Origin of the sequence: Pectobacterium sp. PL64, from assembly GCF_022477975.1 — a bacterium.
GTDB lineage: Bacteria > Pseudomonadota > Gammaproteobacteria > Enterobacterales > Enterobacteriaceae > Pectobacterium > Pectobacterium jejuense.
Genome location: NZ_CP092070.1, coordinates 2,671,047 through 2,687,045, shown reverse-complemented (window position 1 = coordinate 2,687,045; position 15,999 = coordinate 2,671,047). Strand labels below are relative to the sequence as shown.

Here is a 15,999-nt window from a genome sequence, read left to right as displayed (position 1 = left end):
AATATATTGGCTTGACTATATGCCCCGCCATCAAGCGGGGCTACTATCTATAAATCAGTTCTGCTTACTCAGTTCCTCACACTCTGCACGTTTATCCTTCAACAACCGCATCAACAAATTCACGGTATTAACCGCTGAGCCGTGTTTGCAATCCAGTGTCGGGAATAGCGCTTGCATATGCGGCCAAAAATCCATGGTCAGATATTCCACCGATTTGAATAACGCATTGAGTTGCGAAGTCTGGATATGGTTGAAGATAAGCGGTGTCTCAGGAATATAAAATTCCAGTTCGCAAGGGTGAACAGGTTTTTGCGGTAGTGGCTGAACAGCTTTTGCCTGAGGGTTGAAGTAGCATTCCTCCAGCTTCTCGAACACATCCCAGGCCTGATCGGTTTCCAGCATCTTAGCGTGACGCGCTGCTCCGCGTTCCGTCCAGAGGATGAGGCTACGGGCGCGTTTACCGACTGACTCGCTAAAAGATAGTCTGTCCTTAAAGTCTTTTAAATCAGTATTTTTCAGATTGAAGAAATGCTTTCCTTCAACAAAACGATCACTATTTCGTTTGTGGTTCTGTCGGATACGCGCAGTTTCCGTACCATAAAGTTGAGCTAGTAGCTCGGTAGTAACAACAGGAATATTGCTGTGAGTGATAACTGACAGGTTTTCTGGAGATAGTTGATTAGTCATGGAGACCTCTTACTGTTTTTTCGAATTACCACTATCGGAGTGGTGCCGGGAGGTTCGAAACGGCAGTAAGACCGTGGACTTATTTCCCTTACGGGTGTTGTATTCGTCGCCCTCCCGACATTGATCGGGGTGTGACCGCACCCAGTGCAATCACTGAATAACAGGCATAAAAAAGCCAACACTGTCGGGGTTGGTTCTGTCCGCTTACTGGAGGTTTCGACACCTCGTGGAGCGAACCATAGCGGAAACTGTCAGGTAAAATCAACCGTTTTGTTTATGCACTTGCGCACAGTGCATGAGTGCATTACAATTGCATGCACAACAAACGAGGGAGCGACGGATGCAAAAAATGCGCAGCATTCATAGCTTTCGGGATCAGTGGCTGGAAGATTTTTTTATGTATGGCAAGTCGCATAAAAAGATACCTGCCGATGTGGTTACATCCTTGTCCCGCAAGCTGGATATCATCAACGCGGCGGTTTCAGCAAAAGACCTAAGATCGCCGCCGGGGAACCGATACGAGAACCTTAACCCGCCATTGGGGGAATATTCATCCATCAGAGTAAATATCCAATATCGCCTGATTTTTAAATGGGTTGATGGTAAAGCAGAGGATATCTACCTTGACGACCATGGTTATAAAAAGCACAAATAACCCGTAGACCCGTAGACCCGTAGACCCGTAGACCCGTAGACCCGTAGACCCGTAGACCCGTAGACCCGTAGACCCGTAGACCCGTAGACCCGTAGACCCGTAGACCCGTAGACCCGTAGACCCGTAGACCCGTAGACCCGTAGACCCGTAGACCCGTAGACCGAAGGAAAATATATGGCACAGGCACAACGCAAGCCGACATCCGTAGGCGATGTCCTGTTATATGAATATCTAGAACCTACAGGTTTGAAGATTAATGACTTGGCGGAAATGCTGAATGTCCACCGTAACACGATCAGCGCACTGGTTAACAACAACCGTAAGTTAACGGTTGATATGGCATTCCGGTTGGCGAAAGCATTTGATACGTCAGTGGATTTCTGGCTGAACCTGCAAAATAGCGTTGACGTGTGGGAAGTGGAAAACGACGCACGAACTCAGGAAGAAATTAGCCGGATCACTACGCTGGAAGATTTTCTGGCGCAGCGTGATGAAAATGTGAAAGACGTCGCGTGATATTTGCCCCGCACTCGCGGGGCTGATTTCATTTACTCAGGTGTTCTATCAGTATTCCCTCAACTTCTTTTATCTCCCGATCGCTAAACCCCAGCAGTGGCCGGGGGTCGTATGGCACTGCGCGACTGGTACGATTTGGGCGATCACGCAGACCGTAATGATGCACCCGCGCCATGCGCTGGACTCGTCCGATAAATTCCACGCTGGCCGCATCGGCGGTGCCTTTGGCTTTCAGGTATTTAGCGGTACGCAGCTTCTGGAACATCTGGCGTTTAACCCGGCCTTTTTTGCCTTTAATCGGCTGGGCTTTGCGCGGGGCATAGGGGATGCCGTCCGGTGCCTGCTGCTGTTTGATGTGCTGCTGCTGGCTACCGCGCAGGGCTTTGGCCACCGTTCCGGCCAGCTTTCGACGGCCAGACGCCGACAGGCTGGCAAGCAGCCCGGCCAGCTTGTCGTCAAACGGTTTCAGTTCATTCATTCCACTGACTCACTAATTCACCGTTGATATACATGGAGTCCGGGCGCGTGACGGGAACAGGTAACGGCGGCTCTGGCGCGTGGGTAACGTGCAATGCCTTGTCTACCTCTTTGACGATCACACGCTCAGTGAGTTTCAGGCTGATACTGATATCACAGCTACCGTTATCGTTAATGTCAGCCAGATAGGTAAAGCCCTTACGGTCATGGGCGATATCGGGCTGATTTTCACGTATCCACGCCTGAATCGGCACCAGTAGCCAGTCGATATCGTCAGTAAAATCCGTGATGACCAGATTCAGCGTGTACTGATTTTCAAACGACAGCGACGCGGCCAGCGTGGACACCACCGCGCCGCTGTCGATAAAGATATGCAACATATCGGGATTGTTTTTCAGTACCGGCACCGCGTCACTTAAGGCGCTGCGCAGGCTGCTGGGTTTCAGCATCGTGTTGTTCCTGACAGTGTTTGATGGTTTCGACCTGTAGCGCACAGCTCACCAGGGCGCTTTCCAGTTGGCGGTTATCCGCGCTTAAATCACCGTTGGTCTCCGGGCGGCTGCCCGGTATCGGACAGCTCGTTACTTTCGGACAGCCAACGTAAATAAGCGTCGGGGTTGTCAAAGGCGGGGCGGGTGTGCAGCCGCTTAAGATCGTCAGGCAAATTAGCGCTGTACCAGCGGCGTAAATCGGCGTTTTCATTAAGCAACCTCGTTAGTGTACGTTCGCGCCCGGCGGCCAGTTGCCCGGCCTGTGACAATTTCGTGCGGAGTTCCGCCTGTGCCTGTTCGTTGCGTATCGCGCTGGACTGCAACGCGTCGATCACTCCATCCCTGACCAGCAGTTCAAGCGACTGTTTAACCAGCATTGCGCTCTGTTCGCTAATCAGTTTTTCCGCGTCAGACAGTTGCCGCTTAGTCACGAACAGCAGCACGATGAACAACGCGGCAACAACAAGGATTACGCGGGTAAACGTGCTCATGCCGCCCCCTTAAGGCAGACGGCGCGCTCACGCTGGCGACGGGTTTCAATACCGCGTGATACCTCGCCGTTGACATAGACCCAGCGCAATAGCTGGTCACAGGCGTTGCGCCACTGGCCTTTGTTGATGAAAAACGCCAGCGTAGAGCGACACGCCGCACCGACACCGACATTAAACGCAAAGCTCACGATGGCGTCGTAGACGGCCTGCGGCATGTTAACGGCCATACAGCGTGCCAGCGCCTTTTCGACCCGCAACACATCGGCAACCAGATTGACCGCCGCCTCACGCTCGGTGATGGTTTTCCCCGGCACCACGCCTGTGGTGTGTCCGATCCCGTTCGTCCACACATTCGCGCTACACTGGTACGGGCTTAAGCGGCATCCCTCAAGGTCAGCAATTAATGCCAATCCCTCTTGTGACGTTTTCAGCAATGAAAAATCCGGCACTAACGCTGCCAGCGCTAACACCGTGGCGATAACGCAGCGTTTAACGAGTGATTTCATGAATAACCTCGCGGGGATTATCGATAGTCTTCAACAGTTGGTAACTCTTGCGGCGGTAGTACCAGTTAACACCGACCGTGAACACCACCCCCAGCGCCCCGAAATAGGCCGCGAAATCCTGCGGCGTCATCGCGCCGAAAAATGCCAGCGCGACGCTTATCCAGTACGCGATAAACGACGTGATTCTTTCCATATTCAATCCCATAAACTCACCGTTTCTGCGACAGGGGCGGCGGCAATATCCGGCAGGGTGACGGCGGTGCCGTGGGGCAGAATCGCCCCGAATTCAGCCAGCCCCGGATTAGCCGCTAACACCGCCTCAACGGCACCCTGCGTGCGCCCGTAGTGGCGATAACACAGGGCGTCCAGCGTGTCGCCCTGCTGGGCGATAACGTTCATCAGATATGCCCGATGATGCAACGGGGCTTATCCTGTAACTGACTGATTGACCAGCGCGCATCGCGCCACAGTTCATCAATCGTGCCGTCGAGCGAGTCGGCGTTGCGGTCGCCTTTGGCGCTGGCGTCATAGCTCCGGTAACGCTCATACAGCGTCGCCGTGGTAATGGCACTGACCGCACACAGATAGTGGTGTTCCTTTTCGCTCTGGCCGTCGAGTCGCTCGGCGGGAACCACGTCCAGCGTTTTAAACCCTGCCGCCATCTGTGCCGCGCGGTACTCGTACAGCTCGGCGTTAACCTCAGAAATCGCGGTTTTCGCCGCATGGCGCAGGCGCTCCGGCGTGACGGTGTTCTCAAGGCGCATCAGCGTGCGCAGCGTTCCCGGATCCACGGCAGGCCAGAAAAAAGTGTTTTCGATTACCGCATCCTGTTTCGCAGGCACAGGGATAACCACCGCATCCGGGTGTGGCTCCGCTTTCGCGGGGAAAATCATTGTCGTCATGACAACCTCTGAATAGGTGGGCGGTGGACACAGGCACAGAAAACAGTGAACTGTTCCAGCCTGTGTGCCGCCCGGCGCGGGGCGCGTTGGGTTAACGGTTGGCCGCTGCTTTGCGCAGCGCGGTTTCCAGCCGCTCTATGTCTTTTTTCACACCGCTTCGGCTATCAAGCTGAAAGGCGCGTTTCAGGTGAAACAGGGCTTGCTCCGGCTTGCCGCTGCGCAGTATCAGGCCGATGATTTTATGCAGCTTGGCGCGTACCTGATCGGGCATGTCTTCGGCGTCGGTCAGCGTCAGCGTGTCGATCAGCAGCTCAATATTGACCGCCTGCCCGGCGGTATGGGCGCGGGTCGCGGCGTCGGCCACCTCTTCGGCTAACAGGTACGGCGTCGGGCGGGTGTAGCCCTCCGGCATCACCAGCTTGTGCTGGAGTGCATAACGGGCAATCTCCAGCGCGCCGGGGACGTCTCCGGCGTCGAGCCTCCACACCATGACCGTCATCAATACCGCGTCCTGTGCGCCGCGACCATTGGCGAGGACACCCGCCACCCACGGGGCATACGTGGGCAGCAACCCGCTTTTCATCTCGGCTTTACGCTCCACTGAGCGCACCTGTTTTAACGTGCGTTTGTCAGCCGCAAGCCGGAACAGCATTTGCTCGTATCCGGTGGCCTGTCGCAGCGGATCATTCTCCCGCTGCGACGCCTCAGCAGCCGACACCCGCATCATGTGACGCTGGGCGGGGCTTAGCATGGTTTAGGCTCCTGCGCTGGCTTTCGCGTCCTTGGCTTTTTCTTCGTCGGTGCGGAAATCACCCAACTCAATATTTTCAATCAGACAGCCACAGCCGTAATCTTCCACGACGTAATCCTGTTTAATGGATTCATAGTTTTCGATACGGTCACGTTTGGCGACTTCTTCGATGTGACGTCGGTGACTGTCGTCCATGTAGTAAATCGACAGATTATCCAGACGGGTGATCAGCAGCGCATTGGCGGGGAAATAGGGCACGCGCACGGCAGGTAAATTGCCGATACGCTTCTGGCTGATGATGACGTCAGCGGCCAGTGTTTCGCTGTTGGGCTGCTGTTGGTTGACCAGCGGGAAATATTTGTCGGCCAGCAACTGACGGCCACAAATCACCACCAAGTCGGGGTCTTCCTGATGCCATTCATCAATCATGGAGTTGGTCGCGTCCATCACCAGCGCATCGAGCGTGACATACGCAGCCGCTTCACCCAGGCCAACGCGGATTTTTTCGGAAATCACCGTGCCATCCTCTGCGACGACGCGACCCATCACGCGCTTAGCAGATTCGTTGCGGTATTTCTGCAACCAGCCCACGGCCACGTCCTGTAACAACGGGTTTTTAGCACGGTCAGAGGTCGCCGCACGTTTCACGCCATGCCATCCGGCCATGATGTAGTCCAGCGACTGACGTTTGGCGATGGCATTGCGTAAACGCAATTGGAAATCCTGAAAACGTGCCCACAGGTCAAGGGTGTTGTAACGGATATGGAAATCAAAGTTCATCTGTTCGCACTTGTACTGACGCGCTTCCAGACTCAGCAAATCGGCGGTTTCACGCTCGTCACCGTTTGAAGTATCCGTGGTGCTGGCAACCGACCCGGACACACCGAGGCCGATTTTTTCCCCTGTCAGCTCAGCAACGGGCACAATATTGATGCGGGTCAGGAAGTCGGATGACTCTTGCACCACTTCCATCAGTGACTGTGTGACAGATGGCTCAACGCTGAATTTCTTGCTCAGTGTCTCCACGTCAACGCCGTTGATACTGGCAAGCTGGGTCAGGTAGGCATTAAATTTAAAACGAGTTTCTTTACGCATTGTTTTTCCTGTTATTTCTGAATAAGGGTGTCGAAGGGCAGCGCCCCGATTAGCAGTTGGTCAGCAACGAGGCTTCACCGTCGCCGCCTGTCGCCGGGGGGCGGCGCGTCTGTGACAGGCTTTCTGTACCGTCCAGCGTCGCTTTGAGGTCGGTGAACTGCTGCTCACTGGCGCTCAGCTTCTGCGTCAGAGTGGCAATGTCCTGCTGTTGGCGCTGCTCAAGCTGGGTAAAGCGCTGATCCACGCTGTCGGCATAGGTCTGCACCTGTCCGGCGACTTCGGCTACCGCCTCATGCACATCATTAAAACGGGCGTCGTCGCTGGACTGCTTGCGGCCAAACAGCGCTTTCACGCGGGTTAACAGCGTCGGCTCCACGTCCGGCAGGTCTTCAAACTCCAGCGTTACTTCGGTAGCGACAGAAAAGAGGTTTTCCGGGGAGGATTTACGGGTTGCCAGCGGGCTATGTTTGGCTTTAGCGCTGAACTCCAGCATTTCCGTGCCGAGGCTGGCCGGGTCATCGGTGACGGCCAGCCCGACCAGATAGCTTTTGCCTGTGTTGGCAAAGTTGGGCTGGATCTCCATGGAGGTATAGATTTTCTGGCTGGCTTTATTCAGGGCGACCAGCTCGTCAGTGGGGGTGATTTTGGCGAACAGCGCCAGCTTGCCGCTGATAGCCGAATCATCATCAATCTTTTCTGCTTTCAGCTCGACGACATCGCCATAACGACGAAACGGGCTGTCAGGCAGCAAGCCTTTCACATGCTCAATGTTGATACGGCAACCATAGACGCGCGGATCGAACGTCTCCGCCATGTTTTGAATATCGTTCGCATCAATGATGCGGCCGTCGCAGGTGTCGCCCTCGACACCGATACGGAACCACTTAGAAACTTTCTTTGCCATTTTCTCATCCGTTGTTTGCGGGAAGTCGGGGCGAGTATCCGGCGTGACACTATGGCGCGCCATCAATCACGGTTCGCTAACCGCTGGCACAACAGGCACTTAAGGCGGTGATGGTCGGCGCTGACGTAGCCTTGCCGTCATGAATACAGCCATCGATACCACCATCATCAGCGACCCACGACGACAGGCGGCTTTGCTTTATTGGCAGGGCTTTTCGGTGCGTCAGATTGGGGAAATGCTGAACCAGAAAACGCCGACCGTTCAGAGCTGGAAGCAGCGCGACGGCTGGGACGCTATCGCCCCGGTATCGCGTGTTGAAGCCAGTCTGGAAGCGCGGTTGATTCAGCTCATCATGAAGACGAAAAAGGAGGGACATGACTACAAAGAGATTGACCTGTTAGGCCGTCAGATTGAGCGGCTGGCTCGGGTGAACCGCTACAGCCAGACGGGCAACGAGGCCGATCTCAATCCCAACGTGCGCAACCGTAACAAGGGTGAACGCAAGGCACCGGAAAAAAATATGTTCAGCGATGCGGCTATCGATAAGCTGAACGACATTTTCCTGAGTGAGATTTTCGAGTACCAGCGCGGCTGGCATCAGGCCGGGCTACAGCACCGTATCCGCAATATTTTGAAATCGCGCCAGATTGGGGCGACGTTCTATTTTGCGCGTGAGGCGCTGATTGATGCACTGACCACCGGGCGTAATCAGATTTTCCTGTCAGCGAGTAAGGCACAGGCACACGTCTTTAAAAACTACATCATCGACTTTGCCCGTCTGGTCGATGTTGACCTGAAAGGCGACCCGATGGTGCTGCCGAACGGGGCGCGCCTGTTCTTCCTCGGCACCAATATCCGCACCGCGCAGAGCTACACCGGAAACCTCTATCTGGATGAATATTTCTGGATACCCAAGTTTCAGGAGCTACGCAAAGTCGCCAGCGGCATGTCATTGCACAAAAAGTGGCGCTCCACGTATTTCTCCACGCCGTCGAGTCTGGCACACAGCGCCTATCCGTTCTGGTCAGGTGAGCTGTTCAACAAGGGGCGCAGCAACAAGGCCGATCACCTCCATCTGGATTTAAGCCACGCGAATTTGTCCGGCGGCGTGCTGTGCGGTGATGGACAGTGGCGGCAGATTGTGACGGTAGAAGATGCGTTGGCCGGGGGCTGTAACCTGTTCGACCTCGACCAGCTCACGCTGGAATACAGCCCGGCGGAGTATCAAAACCTGCTGATGTGCGAGTTTGTCGACGATAAGGCGTCAGTGTTCCCGTTTGAGGAATTACAGCGCTGCATGGTCGATGCGTTGGAGGAGTGGGAGGATTTTAACCCCTACGCGCTGCGCCCGTTTGCCTATAAACCTGTCTGGATTGGTTACGACCCGTCACACACGGGCGACAGCGCGGGCTGTGTGGTACTGGCACCGCCGCAGGCACCGGGCGGTAAGTTTCGTATCCTTGAGCGCTTCCAGTGGAAAGGCATGGACTTTGCCGCTCAGGCCGACGCCATCAAGCTGCTGACGGAAAAATACATCGTCGAATACATCGGCATTGATGCAACGGGCATCGGTCAGGGCGTTTACCAGCTTGTGCGCGGCTTCTTCCCGGCCGCACGCGAAATCAAATACTCACCGGAAATTAAAACCGCGATGGTGCTCAAGGCGAAAGACACCATCACCAGCGGGCGGTTGGAGTACGACACCAGCCACACCGACATCACTCAATCGTTTATGGCCATACGCAAAACCATGACGGCCAGCGGGAACCGTACCACCTATGAAGCCAGCCGCAGCGAGGAAATCAGTCACGCTGACGTGGCATGGGCAACCATGCACGCGCTGTTAAACGAACCCCTGACCGCGATTAACGGTCATGTCCCTGTCAGCATTTTGGATTTTAACGAATGAAAAAGCGTAAATATCGCCAGTCAAAATCGGCACCCGTCAGCCAGTCGCAGCCAATGGAGGCGTTTACTTTTGGTGAACCGTCCGCCGTTCTGGATCGCCGCGACATTCTGGACTATGCCGAGTGTATCCATAACGGCAAGTGGATTGAGCCGCCGATCAGCTTTAGCGGGCTGGCTAAAAGCCTGCGCGCTGCGGTACACCACAGCTCACCCATCTATGTGAAGCGTAACATTCTGGTGAGTACCTTTATCCCGCACCCGCTACTAAGTCAGCAGGATTTTAGCCGCTTTGCGCTCGACTATCTGGTGTTTGGGAATGCGTTTCTGGAGAAGCGGCTGAACCGAGTAGGGGGCTTATTACGGCTGGAGTCCAGCCCGGCCAAATACACCCGACGCGGTGTAGAGGATGATGTTTACTGGTTCGTGCAGTCATTCAAAGAGCCGCACCGCTTTGAACCGGGGAGCGTGTTTCATCTGCTGGAGCCTGATATCAATCAGGAAATGTACGGCCTGCCGGAATATATCAGCTCGTTAAATTCAGCCTGGCTGAACGAGTCGGCGACGCTATTCCGGCGCAAGTATTATCAGAACGGGGCGCACGCGGGTTATATCATGTACGTGACCGACGCGGCACAAAGCGGCACCGACGTAGACAAACTGCGCGCCGCGATGAGTAATACAAAGGGGCTGGGGAATTTTAAGAACCTGTTTTTCTACGCACCCAACGGCAAGCCGGACGGTATCAAGATTGTGCCGCTCAGCGAGGTGGCAACCAAAGACGACTTCTTTAACATCAAGAACGCCAGCCGTGACGATCTGCTCAGCGCCCACCGCGTGCCACCGCAGATGATGGGGATTATCCCGAATAATACGGGCGGTTTCGGGGATGTGGAAAAGGCGAGTCAGGTGTTTGTCAGGAACGAGCTGACGCCACTACAGGAACGGATGAAAGAGATTAATGATTGGATTGGACCTGAAGTGATTTCTTTCAAATCATACCAACTATCAATATTAGATTAAAATTTACCGGCTAATTAGCCGGTAAACTCACTGTTTTCGCGCTTCTCGTCTTTTTTTTGCTTCAGCTAGACGTTCTTTTTCTGTATATAAGCGTTCGAGTAATAAGTGGGTGAAATCTTTTAAATCTAACGCGGCGACCTCATCAAGGATTCCCTCATGTGCTCCATCGTTACCATCATCCTTCACACACTCAGCAAGCTCTTTGAGGGCTATGGGCAGTTTCCCATGTTCAAACATCCAAATCATTCTGAGCCCTAAACTTCTACGTATTTTATTATTTGGATCCTCCCCTTCCGGTGGCAATAATTCTTTGGTTGCATAATCTAAGCATAGGCGATACATAGTCGCAGCAGCATTATAACAACCGATCGCTAAACATTTTGAACCTTCTATATAAATAGCTTCGATATCAGGAGGCAAATATTCTGGAGGAGATGATATTTTTAGGTCTGCAGGGCTTATAACCGAATCTATATCAATAATGTCATTTATGTTGGCAACAGGATTTTCATTAGTGGAGAAGAACGATTGTTCAATATTTGTAATTTTATCGGTCTCTGTTCTTTGCTTCGCATAAAAAACTGAGGAATGCTTACACTCACCGCATATAGCAAACACTTCGTACAATCTATAACGACCCATTCTTGAACTTGTTGTTGTATATAAATGGGCACCTTTAACATTAAAAATAATTTTCATTGCACCACAACGCGGGCAATTATCAACCATATAGAACATTATTCATTACCCTCACCGTGTCTAGAAAATTACTTGGAACCTTGTGCGCGCAATGCTATCCCCGCCACGCCTGCCCGCTTTGTGTGTCGCTTTTCATGCACTCGCACGATCCAGCGCGATCCATGTAGGGCAGGGCGTCATAAGGTTTTTGAGCTAAGGGATCCTGCATGCAAATTCATGCACATCCATGCGATGAGCACGACATACTTTATAGCGTTAATTTTTAGTGTCGTAAACAGTAGTTGGACTCACTAGGCCATGTGTTTTTAGTTCGACCTCGACCAGGTGGGATATGGTAGCTAACGCTGTCTGTAGGTCTTTTTTGTCGCAATCAGCTACTAACGCTATCTCAGCGATAAATTGCACACGAGAAAGTGCAAGCTGTGCGTTTTCTAAGGTTTCCATACTATTCCTTTTTGCTGTTTTTATATACAGTATTTTTCAAAATGAAACGGCAGTCAATAAATTATTCAACGTGTTGTAAATTAAAGATTAAACCGTTTTATTGGTGATTCTGATACATCAACGTAGTGCTAGTAGCCTTGTATCCAAGCTATTCCAGGAAACTCTCACTAAATCCCGGCCACTCGTCAGCCTCCGGGTATGAGATAAGTTCACCGTCAACCTTCATTTTTGCCCCACGCGCCAGCGCTTCCAGCTCCCAGCGTTGAACACTGATACCACGCTGCACTAAATCACGCTGAATACGAGGTATCCGCTCCCGTTCTTCGCCCGTTAATCTGGCCGACGGTGACGGATCGCGGAGGGTATTGGGGTTAAAGTCGCGTTGTTTATGATTCTTCCTGACGGATTGCTCACGTAGACGCATTCCTAGCGCCCTCACAGCCGCGTTGTCACTCCAATCAATCGGTGGGTTATCGGTTTCTGATGTCGGCGCTATGCCGCTGTTTTCGGTCTGTTTTTTGACATCTGCACCTGACCGTTGAGAACCCAACCCACAGTTATTGACAGGACTCCGAGGCGCGCCGGGGGCGCTTTTTAAAGTCAAAGGCTCAACGGCAACGGCTTTAGAAACGATGCGCCATTCGGTTGTCCGGGTTTCAAAAACATGACCGACGCCCAAGTGCGGGGCGAAAATCCCGACAACCTTTTGCACCTCTTCGTCATACTCATTGAGCTTTTCCGACACCTTGCGTGCAACACGCACCGTTTGCAGTTCGCGGGAAACATTTGCGCCGCCCTGTGCGGCCATGTATGCAGAAAAGTTGCCAGCGTCAGCAGCGCAGCGAACCGCCTCGACCTGTTCGTCAAACTGGTCAGTAAGATTGACGCTGCGTAATGTGCCGCTACGGCATTCACGGTAAGCGCCCATCGTAGGGATACCGATGGCTTTAAATTGAGGGATGCGCCACGTTGACGCCCACGCAGTGACGGCGGCGGCCATGTCCCGCAGTGGCTTTCCGGTGTCTTTGTCGATCTCGCCATCGAGCGCGTAGCCATCGATATTTTTGGCGATGTACTTAGCAATATAGCCAGCGGCACCGCCTTTATTGAGGTGTTTACATTCAAAGCGGTATGTTGCTGCGCCGCGTTCGTTGCCGTCTTCTTTCAGGGCATAGCGACGCATAATATCGATGACTGACTGACGATGCGCGCGCTTGCAAAACAACATCATGTGCCAGTGAGGTGTTCCGTCGTGATGTGGTTCGACAACGCGCATCCCGTACACCTTCAGGTCGTTGTCCTTAAATGCTGTGCGCATCTTGCCCCATATCTTCACTAGATAGCGCTGGCCGTCTTTCGGCGTAAAGGCTTCATTGTCCCAGCTTCGGTTAAACTGGACTTTCTCGTTAGCGCTGCCCTTGCCGATCACGCGGGTCGGGTGATACTTCGACGGCGTGGTGATAGTGATAAACATCCCGACATCTCGCTGTTCGCTGGCGTAACGCTCAATCCCGGCGATGGTACTCATCAGCTCCATACGACGAATTTCCGGGTTGGAAATACTTGCCATCACTTTGTCGATAAGGTCGATGCGTTCACCTGTTGCGACGTTCTCCAGCTCACAGTTTTTCAGGTAATCCATGTTGGCGAGGCGACGTGCCTGTACATCGCGGATCGCCATCTTGCTGGCATAGGGGGACGCCTTTTTACTGACCTGGCCGACGGCAATATTCAGCGCCTCACGCCAGCGGGTACGCTGGGCTTTAAGCTGACGAACCCACCATTCCTCATTAATCAGGCGGGAAACGCTGGCTATTGCCTTGCGTATATCCAGCGTACCTTTGCGGTAGTTCTTCCAGAAAAGTGGGGTGATATTGAACGCACGCGCCATGCTGGCGACATGGCCGAAAAGCTCGGCCTGTGCTGCATCGGTAAAGAGCGCGTCCACCTGGCCGCCGTGCTCCTCTTTCATGGCATCGCTTAGTTCTTCATACGCAGAGAATATCTGGCCGGAAATACGCGCAGCCAGACGCCCCAGCGCTTTGTCATTCATGCCGGGTAGCGTTTGATAGGCGTCAGATTCAGACAGGAAACGCTCGGAGGCGTGGCGATTCATGGCATGGCGGGTATTGATCGCCTCAATACGCGGCAACATGCGCTGCATAAAGCTGTTAGTCAGAAAACGATTAGCGCTTAGCTGGCCTTTATTCTTTTTCAGGTACGCGTAACGATTCAGGCAGATTTCGCGCAGGAAGTGCGGTTGCTGGTTAATTTTCGATAAAACGGCTTGCCCCTGAGTCCATTCCTCACGGGTAAGCTGTCTTTCTTCCGGTACGATGGCCGGGCGGGGGGCATTCCACGAATGCGCCCAATTGCCAGAGTTATTCATATGACCTTCATTAATTTATTGGTTTGATGAAGGTGGCTACATTCAGATAAAATTTCGGCGTATTTGCCAAACTGGAAGGTGGAAAAATGATAGATGAAACTCTTGAAGAAAAAGTCTCTAAGCTTGAAGCTCGTATAGAAGATCTCGTTACTGAGAATGAAGTCCAAAAAGCCCTGTTGCTTGGGCTTATGGGAGAGCTTGGTACTGAAAAACTTGGGAACTTCAGTACGTTTCGCAATGTTGTTCACGCTGAATTGGAGAAGCAAACTCCTCAGACGGATAAGCAATTTTATTTTCATCGTTCTCTGACTGAATATTTAAAAAGGGCACTGTTGGAAGCAAAAAACTACGATTCAACTAATTTCTAGTAACGAAAGGCCTCAACTCTGAGGCCATATTTGTTTCGGTGATTTCATTCAACTGTGTTGCTCGGTACTGCTTGCCATTTTTTAATGTGACAAAAAAGCACCCATCCTCAACAACAGAAGGGAAGTAAAAAGCTACGTCATCACAGGGGACTGTGATATGCCATTTTCCAGAAACGAAGGAAAGAGAGGTCACAGCCCACCCCGGTAATGCTTACTTTTCATTTCATGAATTCCCTGGCAGGGGGCGCAACGAGTCACGCCAACGATGGCAGCGCGGCGCGCTTCGGGAATAGGCTGATCGCAGTCTTCACACTCAAACGCAGAAACGCCGTGTTGGACGTTCCGGGCGTTGGCGATCTGATGGTCTAACATGTCTTGCTGGCGCTGCTGCACCATGTCCATTAAATCCGGCATTATTCTTGCTCCTTATCGTTGCTGAGCTGGTCACCGTCTTCTTTTCCGCACTTAATTTCGCCCAATCCGAAGTCATAGCCGACTTTCGCTATTGCGTAATTACCATTGATATCGACGCGGTTATAAGCGGGGTTTTCCATTACATCACCGCCTTAATATCTGACCCGGAGTTATTAAAGGCTTCGGATTCCTGCCGTAATAATTCGATGATTTCCACGCTGCCTAATTCATGGATAGCGGCATGGGTTGCTAACTGATCCAGACGAGAAGAAAATGACGTGTGCGCATCAGCTTTCGCCTCGTTGCGTGCCTGGGAAAGCATTAACTGAATGCCCTCGTTTTCAGCCTTGCGGTGCATCGCCTGACCGACGGTTTTATACATGTGCATATAATCCTCAGATAAAGGGAGTTCCGACGCGGTTAAGCGCCTAATTAGCTTCAGGTGGTTATTTAGCTCAGATATTCTTCGGGTTTAATTGCCGTCAAAATGTCGGGGGCAGCTTCAGATAAGCCAGCCAGTTCGTTTAATGCACGTAATATCGGTTTACGCCACTGACACGAATTATCATCAATACGCCAATAGGGCTGATTAAATTCTTTTTCAGTTAACCCTGCGTGCATAAATAACGTGCGTCTTTCACTGACGCTTAACCAGCTCAGAAATGTCGAGACATTCACGCCCCGGCTGCGACCTTTTGAAAATGCCTGGCGTATTTCATCAATGGCGCAAACAATTTGCTCACGTTCAGCCGTCGGCATTTCCTCCAGGCGGTAAACGGTGTGACGCTTTTTCATCTGTGCATGAAAGCAGATGGTTAAACGATCGCGCTCATGCAGCCCGTTGTAATACGTGCAGGTTTCGCGCCAGCGGCTATCGGCAAAGTGTTTGCCGATCACGTTGCGCAGCCCGGCGGGTAAGTTCTGCATACTGCTGACGGTAAACGCGGTCATGCATTCCCCCGTATCACTGACTTGATAGAACGGGTAATCCGCTGGGTATAATTTGCCGAACGGGTACGGATGATGATCCCCTGACGGCCTTTGCCTTGGGTGATCGTAAAATCAGGCTTTGTCTCCGTCTGGTGCCACCAGAGGAACGGCGCTATTGAGATTGTTTTTTCCATAAAAACCTCCAGTTACAAAGAATTTGCCGGGATGTTTAACCACGCCCGGCGCGTGGCTTATGTGGTAAAATTGTTGTGCTACCAATCAATCACCCACTTCTAAGGAGAGACACATGGCAGATCGCGAGGATTTCCATGTTTTGCATCGTCCGGCACCT

At 52.5% G+C, this 15,999-nt stretch carries 25 protein-coding genes; 5 read left to right on the top strand and 20 right to left on the bottom strand.

Translation table 11 applies throughout. From position 1 onward, the window contains the following. Nucleotides 1-54: 54 nt before the first annotated feature. Nucleotides 55-687: an ORF6N domain-containing protein gene (locus HP572_RS12080; protein WP_240583310.1), complete on the bottom strand. Its 633-nt coding sequence runs from the start codon at nucleotides 685-687 to the stop codon at nucleotides 55-57. A 340-nt stretch (nucleotides 688-1,027) separates the two neighbouring features. Here HP572_RS12080 and HP572_RS12075 point away from each other — a divergent pair, with 340 nt between their 5' ends. Both HP572_RS12075 and HP572_RS12070 read left to right on the top strand, forming a co-directional pair. After that, nucleotides 1,028-1,342, top strand: a complete 315-nt coding sequence (locus HP572_RS12075; protein WP_015841346.1) for a type II toxin-antitoxin system RelE/ParE family toxin — start codon at nucleotides 1,028-1,030, stop codon at nucleotides 1,340-1,342. A 174-nt stretch (nucleotides 1,343-1,516) separates the two neighbouring features. Beyond that, nucleotides 1,517-1,858 carry a HigA family addiction module antitoxin gene (locus HP572_RS12070; RefSeq protein WP_103161044.1) on the top strand — a complete coding sequence of 114 codons (342 nt, stop codon included), beginning with the start codon at nucleotides 1,517-1,519 and terminating at the stop codon, nucleotides 1,856-1,858. Between the two features lie 28 nt (nucleotides 1,859-1,886). Here the strand turns inward: HP572_RS12070 and HP572_RS12065 are convergent, their stop codons facing one another. The 11 genes from HP572_RS12065 to HP572_RS12015 form a co-directional block, all read right to left on the bottom strand. Beyond that, nucleotides 1,887-2,336, bottom strand: a complete 450-nt coding sequence (locus tag HP572_RS12065; protein WP_240583309.1) for a phage virion morphogenesis protein — start codon at nucleotides 2,334-2,336, stop codon at nucleotides 1,887-1,889. Continuing rightward, nucleotides 2,329-2,784, bottom strand: coding sequence for a phage tail protein (locus HP572_RS12060; protein ID WP_240583308.1), 456 nt, complete (start codon nucleotides 2,782-2,784; stop codon nucleotides 2,329-2,331). Before HP572_RS12060 ends, HP572_RS12065 begins: the two co-directional genes overlap by 8 nt. Further along, on the bottom strand, nucleotides 2,747-2,989 hold the full coding sequence (gene lysC, locus HP572_RS12055) for an Rz1-like lysis system protein LysC (protein ID WP_234932250.1): 243 nt from the start codon (nucleotides 2,987-2,989) through the stop codon (nucleotides 2,747-2,749). Before lysC ends, HP572_RS12060 begins: the two co-directional genes overlap by 38 nt. Continuing rightward, complete coding sequence (gene lysB, locus HP572_RS12050) at nucleotides 2,874-3,317, bottom strand: Rz-like lysis system protein LysB (protein ID WP_240583307.1); 444 nt, start codon at nucleotides 3,315-3,317, stop codon at nucleotides 2,874-2,876. The genes lysC and lysB overlap by 116 nt, the downstream gene beginning before the upstream one ends. Beyond that, nucleotides 3,314-3,823, bottom strand: a complete 510-nt coding sequence (locus HP572_RS12045; protein WP_240583306.1) for a lysozyme — start codon at nucleotides 3,821-3,823, stop codon at nucleotides 3,314-3,316. Before HP572_RS12045 ends, lysB begins: the two co-directional genes overlap by 4 nt. After that, on the bottom strand, nucleotides 3,807-4,028 hold the full coding sequence (locus HP572_RS12040; protein ID WP_044208990.1) for an HP1 family phage holin: 222 nt from the start codon (nucleotides 4,026-4,028) through the stop codon (nucleotides 3,807-3,809). Before HP572_RS12040 ends, HP572_RS12045 begins: the two co-directional genes overlap by 17 nt. After that, a complete protein-coding gene (locus tag HP572_RS12035; protein WP_005967821.1) occupies nucleotides 4,019-4,222 on the bottom strand; it encodes a tail protein X in 204 nt (67 codons plus the stop codon). Before HP572_RS12035 ends, HP572_RS12040 begins: the two co-directional genes overlap by 10 nt. Continuing rightward, the gene (locus HP572_RS12030) at nucleotides 4,222-4,725 is read right to left on the bottom strand and encodes a head completion/stabilization protein (protein WP_240583305.1); all 504 of its coding nucleotides are present in this window, start codon (nucleotides 4,723-4,725) and stop codon (nucleotides 4,222-4,224) included. Before HP572_RS12030 ends, HP572_RS12035 begins: the two co-directional genes overlap by 1 nt. A 91-nt stretch (nucleotides 4,726-4,816) precedes the next feature. Continuing rightward, nucleotides 4,817-5,476, bottom strand: a complete 660-nt coding sequence (locus HP572_RS12025) for a terminase endonuclease subunit (RefSeq protein WP_240583304.1) — start codon at nucleotides 5,474-5,476, stop codon at nucleotides 4,817-4,819. Nucleotides 5,477-5,479: 3 nt separating this feature from the next. After that, a complete protein-coding gene (locus tag HP572_RS12020; RefSeq protein WP_240583303.1) occupies nucleotides 5,480-6,571 on the bottom strand; it encodes a phage major capsid protein, P2 family in 1,092 nt (363 codons plus the stop codon). 49 nt (nucleotides 6,572-6,620) lie between these two features. Continuing rightward, on the bottom strand, nucleotides 6,621-7,475 hold the full coding sequence (locus HP572_RS12015) for a GPO family capsid scaffolding protein (protein ID WP_240585748.1): 855 nt from the start codon (nucleotides 7,473-7,475) through the stop codon (nucleotides 6,621-6,623). A 139-nt stretch (nucleotides 7,476-7,614) separates the two neighbouring features. Between HP572_RS12015 and HP572_RS12010 the strand changes: the two genes are divergently transcribed. After that, nucleotides 7,615-9,384: a terminase ATPase subunit family protein gene (locus tag HP572_RS12010; RefSeq protein ID WP_240583302.1), complete on the top strand. Its 1,770-nt coding sequence runs from the start codon at nucleotides 7,615-7,617 to the stop codon at nucleotides 9,382-9,384. Continuing rightward, nucleotides 9,381-10,403 (top strand): phage portal protein, encoded by a 1,023-nt coding sequence (locus HP572_RS12005; RefSeq protein WP_240583301.1) that lies wholly within the window; start codon nucleotides 9,381-9,383, stop codon nucleotides 10,401-10,403. The genes HP572_RS12010 and HP572_RS12005 overlap by 4 nt, the downstream gene beginning before the upstream one ends. 27 nt (nucleotides 10,404-10,430) lie before the next feature. On the opposite strand, the gene HP572_RS12000 is transcribed toward HP572_RS12005, so the two are convergent. The 3 genes from HP572_RS12000 to HP572_RS11990 all read right to left on the bottom strand — a co-directional run bounded on the left by HP572_RS12000 (nucleotide 10,431) and on the right by HP572_RS11990 (nucleotide 13,935). Beyond that, a complete protein-coding gene (locus HP572_RS12000; protein WP_240583300.1) occupies nucleotides 10,431-11,141 on the bottom strand; it encodes a DUF4145 domain-containing protein in 711 nt (236 codons plus the stop codon). Nucleotides 11,142-11,357: 216 nt separating this feature from the next. Next, nucleotides 11,358-11,546, bottom strand: a complete 189-nt coding sequence (locus HP572_RS11995; RefSeq protein WP_039512501.1) for a hypothetical protein — start codon at nucleotides 11,544-11,546, stop codon at nucleotides 11,358-11,360. A gap of 148 nt (nucleotides 11,547-11,694) precedes the next feature. After that, the gene (locus tag HP572_RS11990; protein ID WP_240583299.1) at nucleotides 11,695-13,935 is read right to left on the bottom strand and encodes a replication endonuclease; all 2,241 of its coding nucleotides are present in this window, start codon (nucleotides 13,933-13,935) and stop codon (nucleotides 11,695-11,697) included. 86 nt (nucleotides 13,936-14,021) lie between these two features. Here HP572_RS11990 and HP572_RS11985 point away from each other — a divergent pair, with 86 nt between their 5' ends. Then, nucleotides 14,022-14,303 (top strand): hypothetical protein, encoded by a 282-nt coding sequence (locus HP572_RS11985; RefSeq protein ID WP_240583298.1) that lies wholly within the window; start codon nucleotides 14,022-14,024, stop codon nucleotides 14,301-14,303. A 189-nt stretch (nucleotides 14,304-14,492) separates the two neighbouring features. On the opposite strand, the gene HP572_RS11980 is transcribed toward HP572_RS11985, so the two are convergent. The 5 genes from HP572_RS11980 to HP572_RS11960 all read right to left on the bottom strand — a co-directional run bounded on the left by HP572_RS11980 (nucleotide 14,493) and on the right by HP572_RS11960 (nucleotide 15,841). Next, on the bottom strand, nucleotides 14,493-14,717 hold the full coding sequence (locus HP572_RS11980) for a TraR/DksA family transcriptional regulator (RefSeq protein WP_240583297.1): 225 nt from the start codon (nucleotides 14,715-14,717) through the stop codon (nucleotides 14,493-14,495). Then, complete coding sequence (locus HP572_RS11975; RefSeq protein ID WP_240583296.1) at nucleotides 14,717-14,857, bottom strand: DUF5405 family protein; 141 nt, start codon at nucleotides 14,855-14,857, stop codon at nucleotides 14,717-14,719. Before HP572_RS11975 ends, HP572_RS11980 begins: the two co-directional genes overlap by 1 nt. Beyond that, the gene (locus HP572_RS11970) at nucleotides 14,857-15,105 is read right to left on the bottom strand and encodes a DUF2732 family protein (protein ID WP_240583295.1); all 249 of its coding nucleotides are present in this window, start codon (nucleotides 15,103-15,105) and stop codon (nucleotides 14,857-14,859) included. The genes HP572_RS11975 and HP572_RS11970 overlap by 1 nt, the downstream gene beginning before the upstream one ends. Before the next feature lie 62 nt (nucleotides 15,106-15,167). Then, on the bottom strand, nucleotides 15,168-15,668 hold the full coding sequence (locus HP572_RS11965; protein WP_240583294.1) for a replication protein B: 501 nt from the start codon (nucleotides 15,666-15,668) through the stop codon (nucleotides 15,168-15,170). After that, the gene (locus HP572_RS11960) at nucleotides 15,665-15,841 is read right to left on the bottom strand and encodes a hypothetical protein (RefSeq protein ID WP_240583293.1); all 177 of its coding nucleotides are present in this window, start codon (nucleotides 15,839-15,841) and stop codon (nucleotides 15,665-15,667) included. Before HP572_RS11960 ends, HP572_RS11965 begins: the two co-directional genes overlap by 4 nt. Nucleotides 15,842-15,999 lie beyond the last annotated feature (158 nt).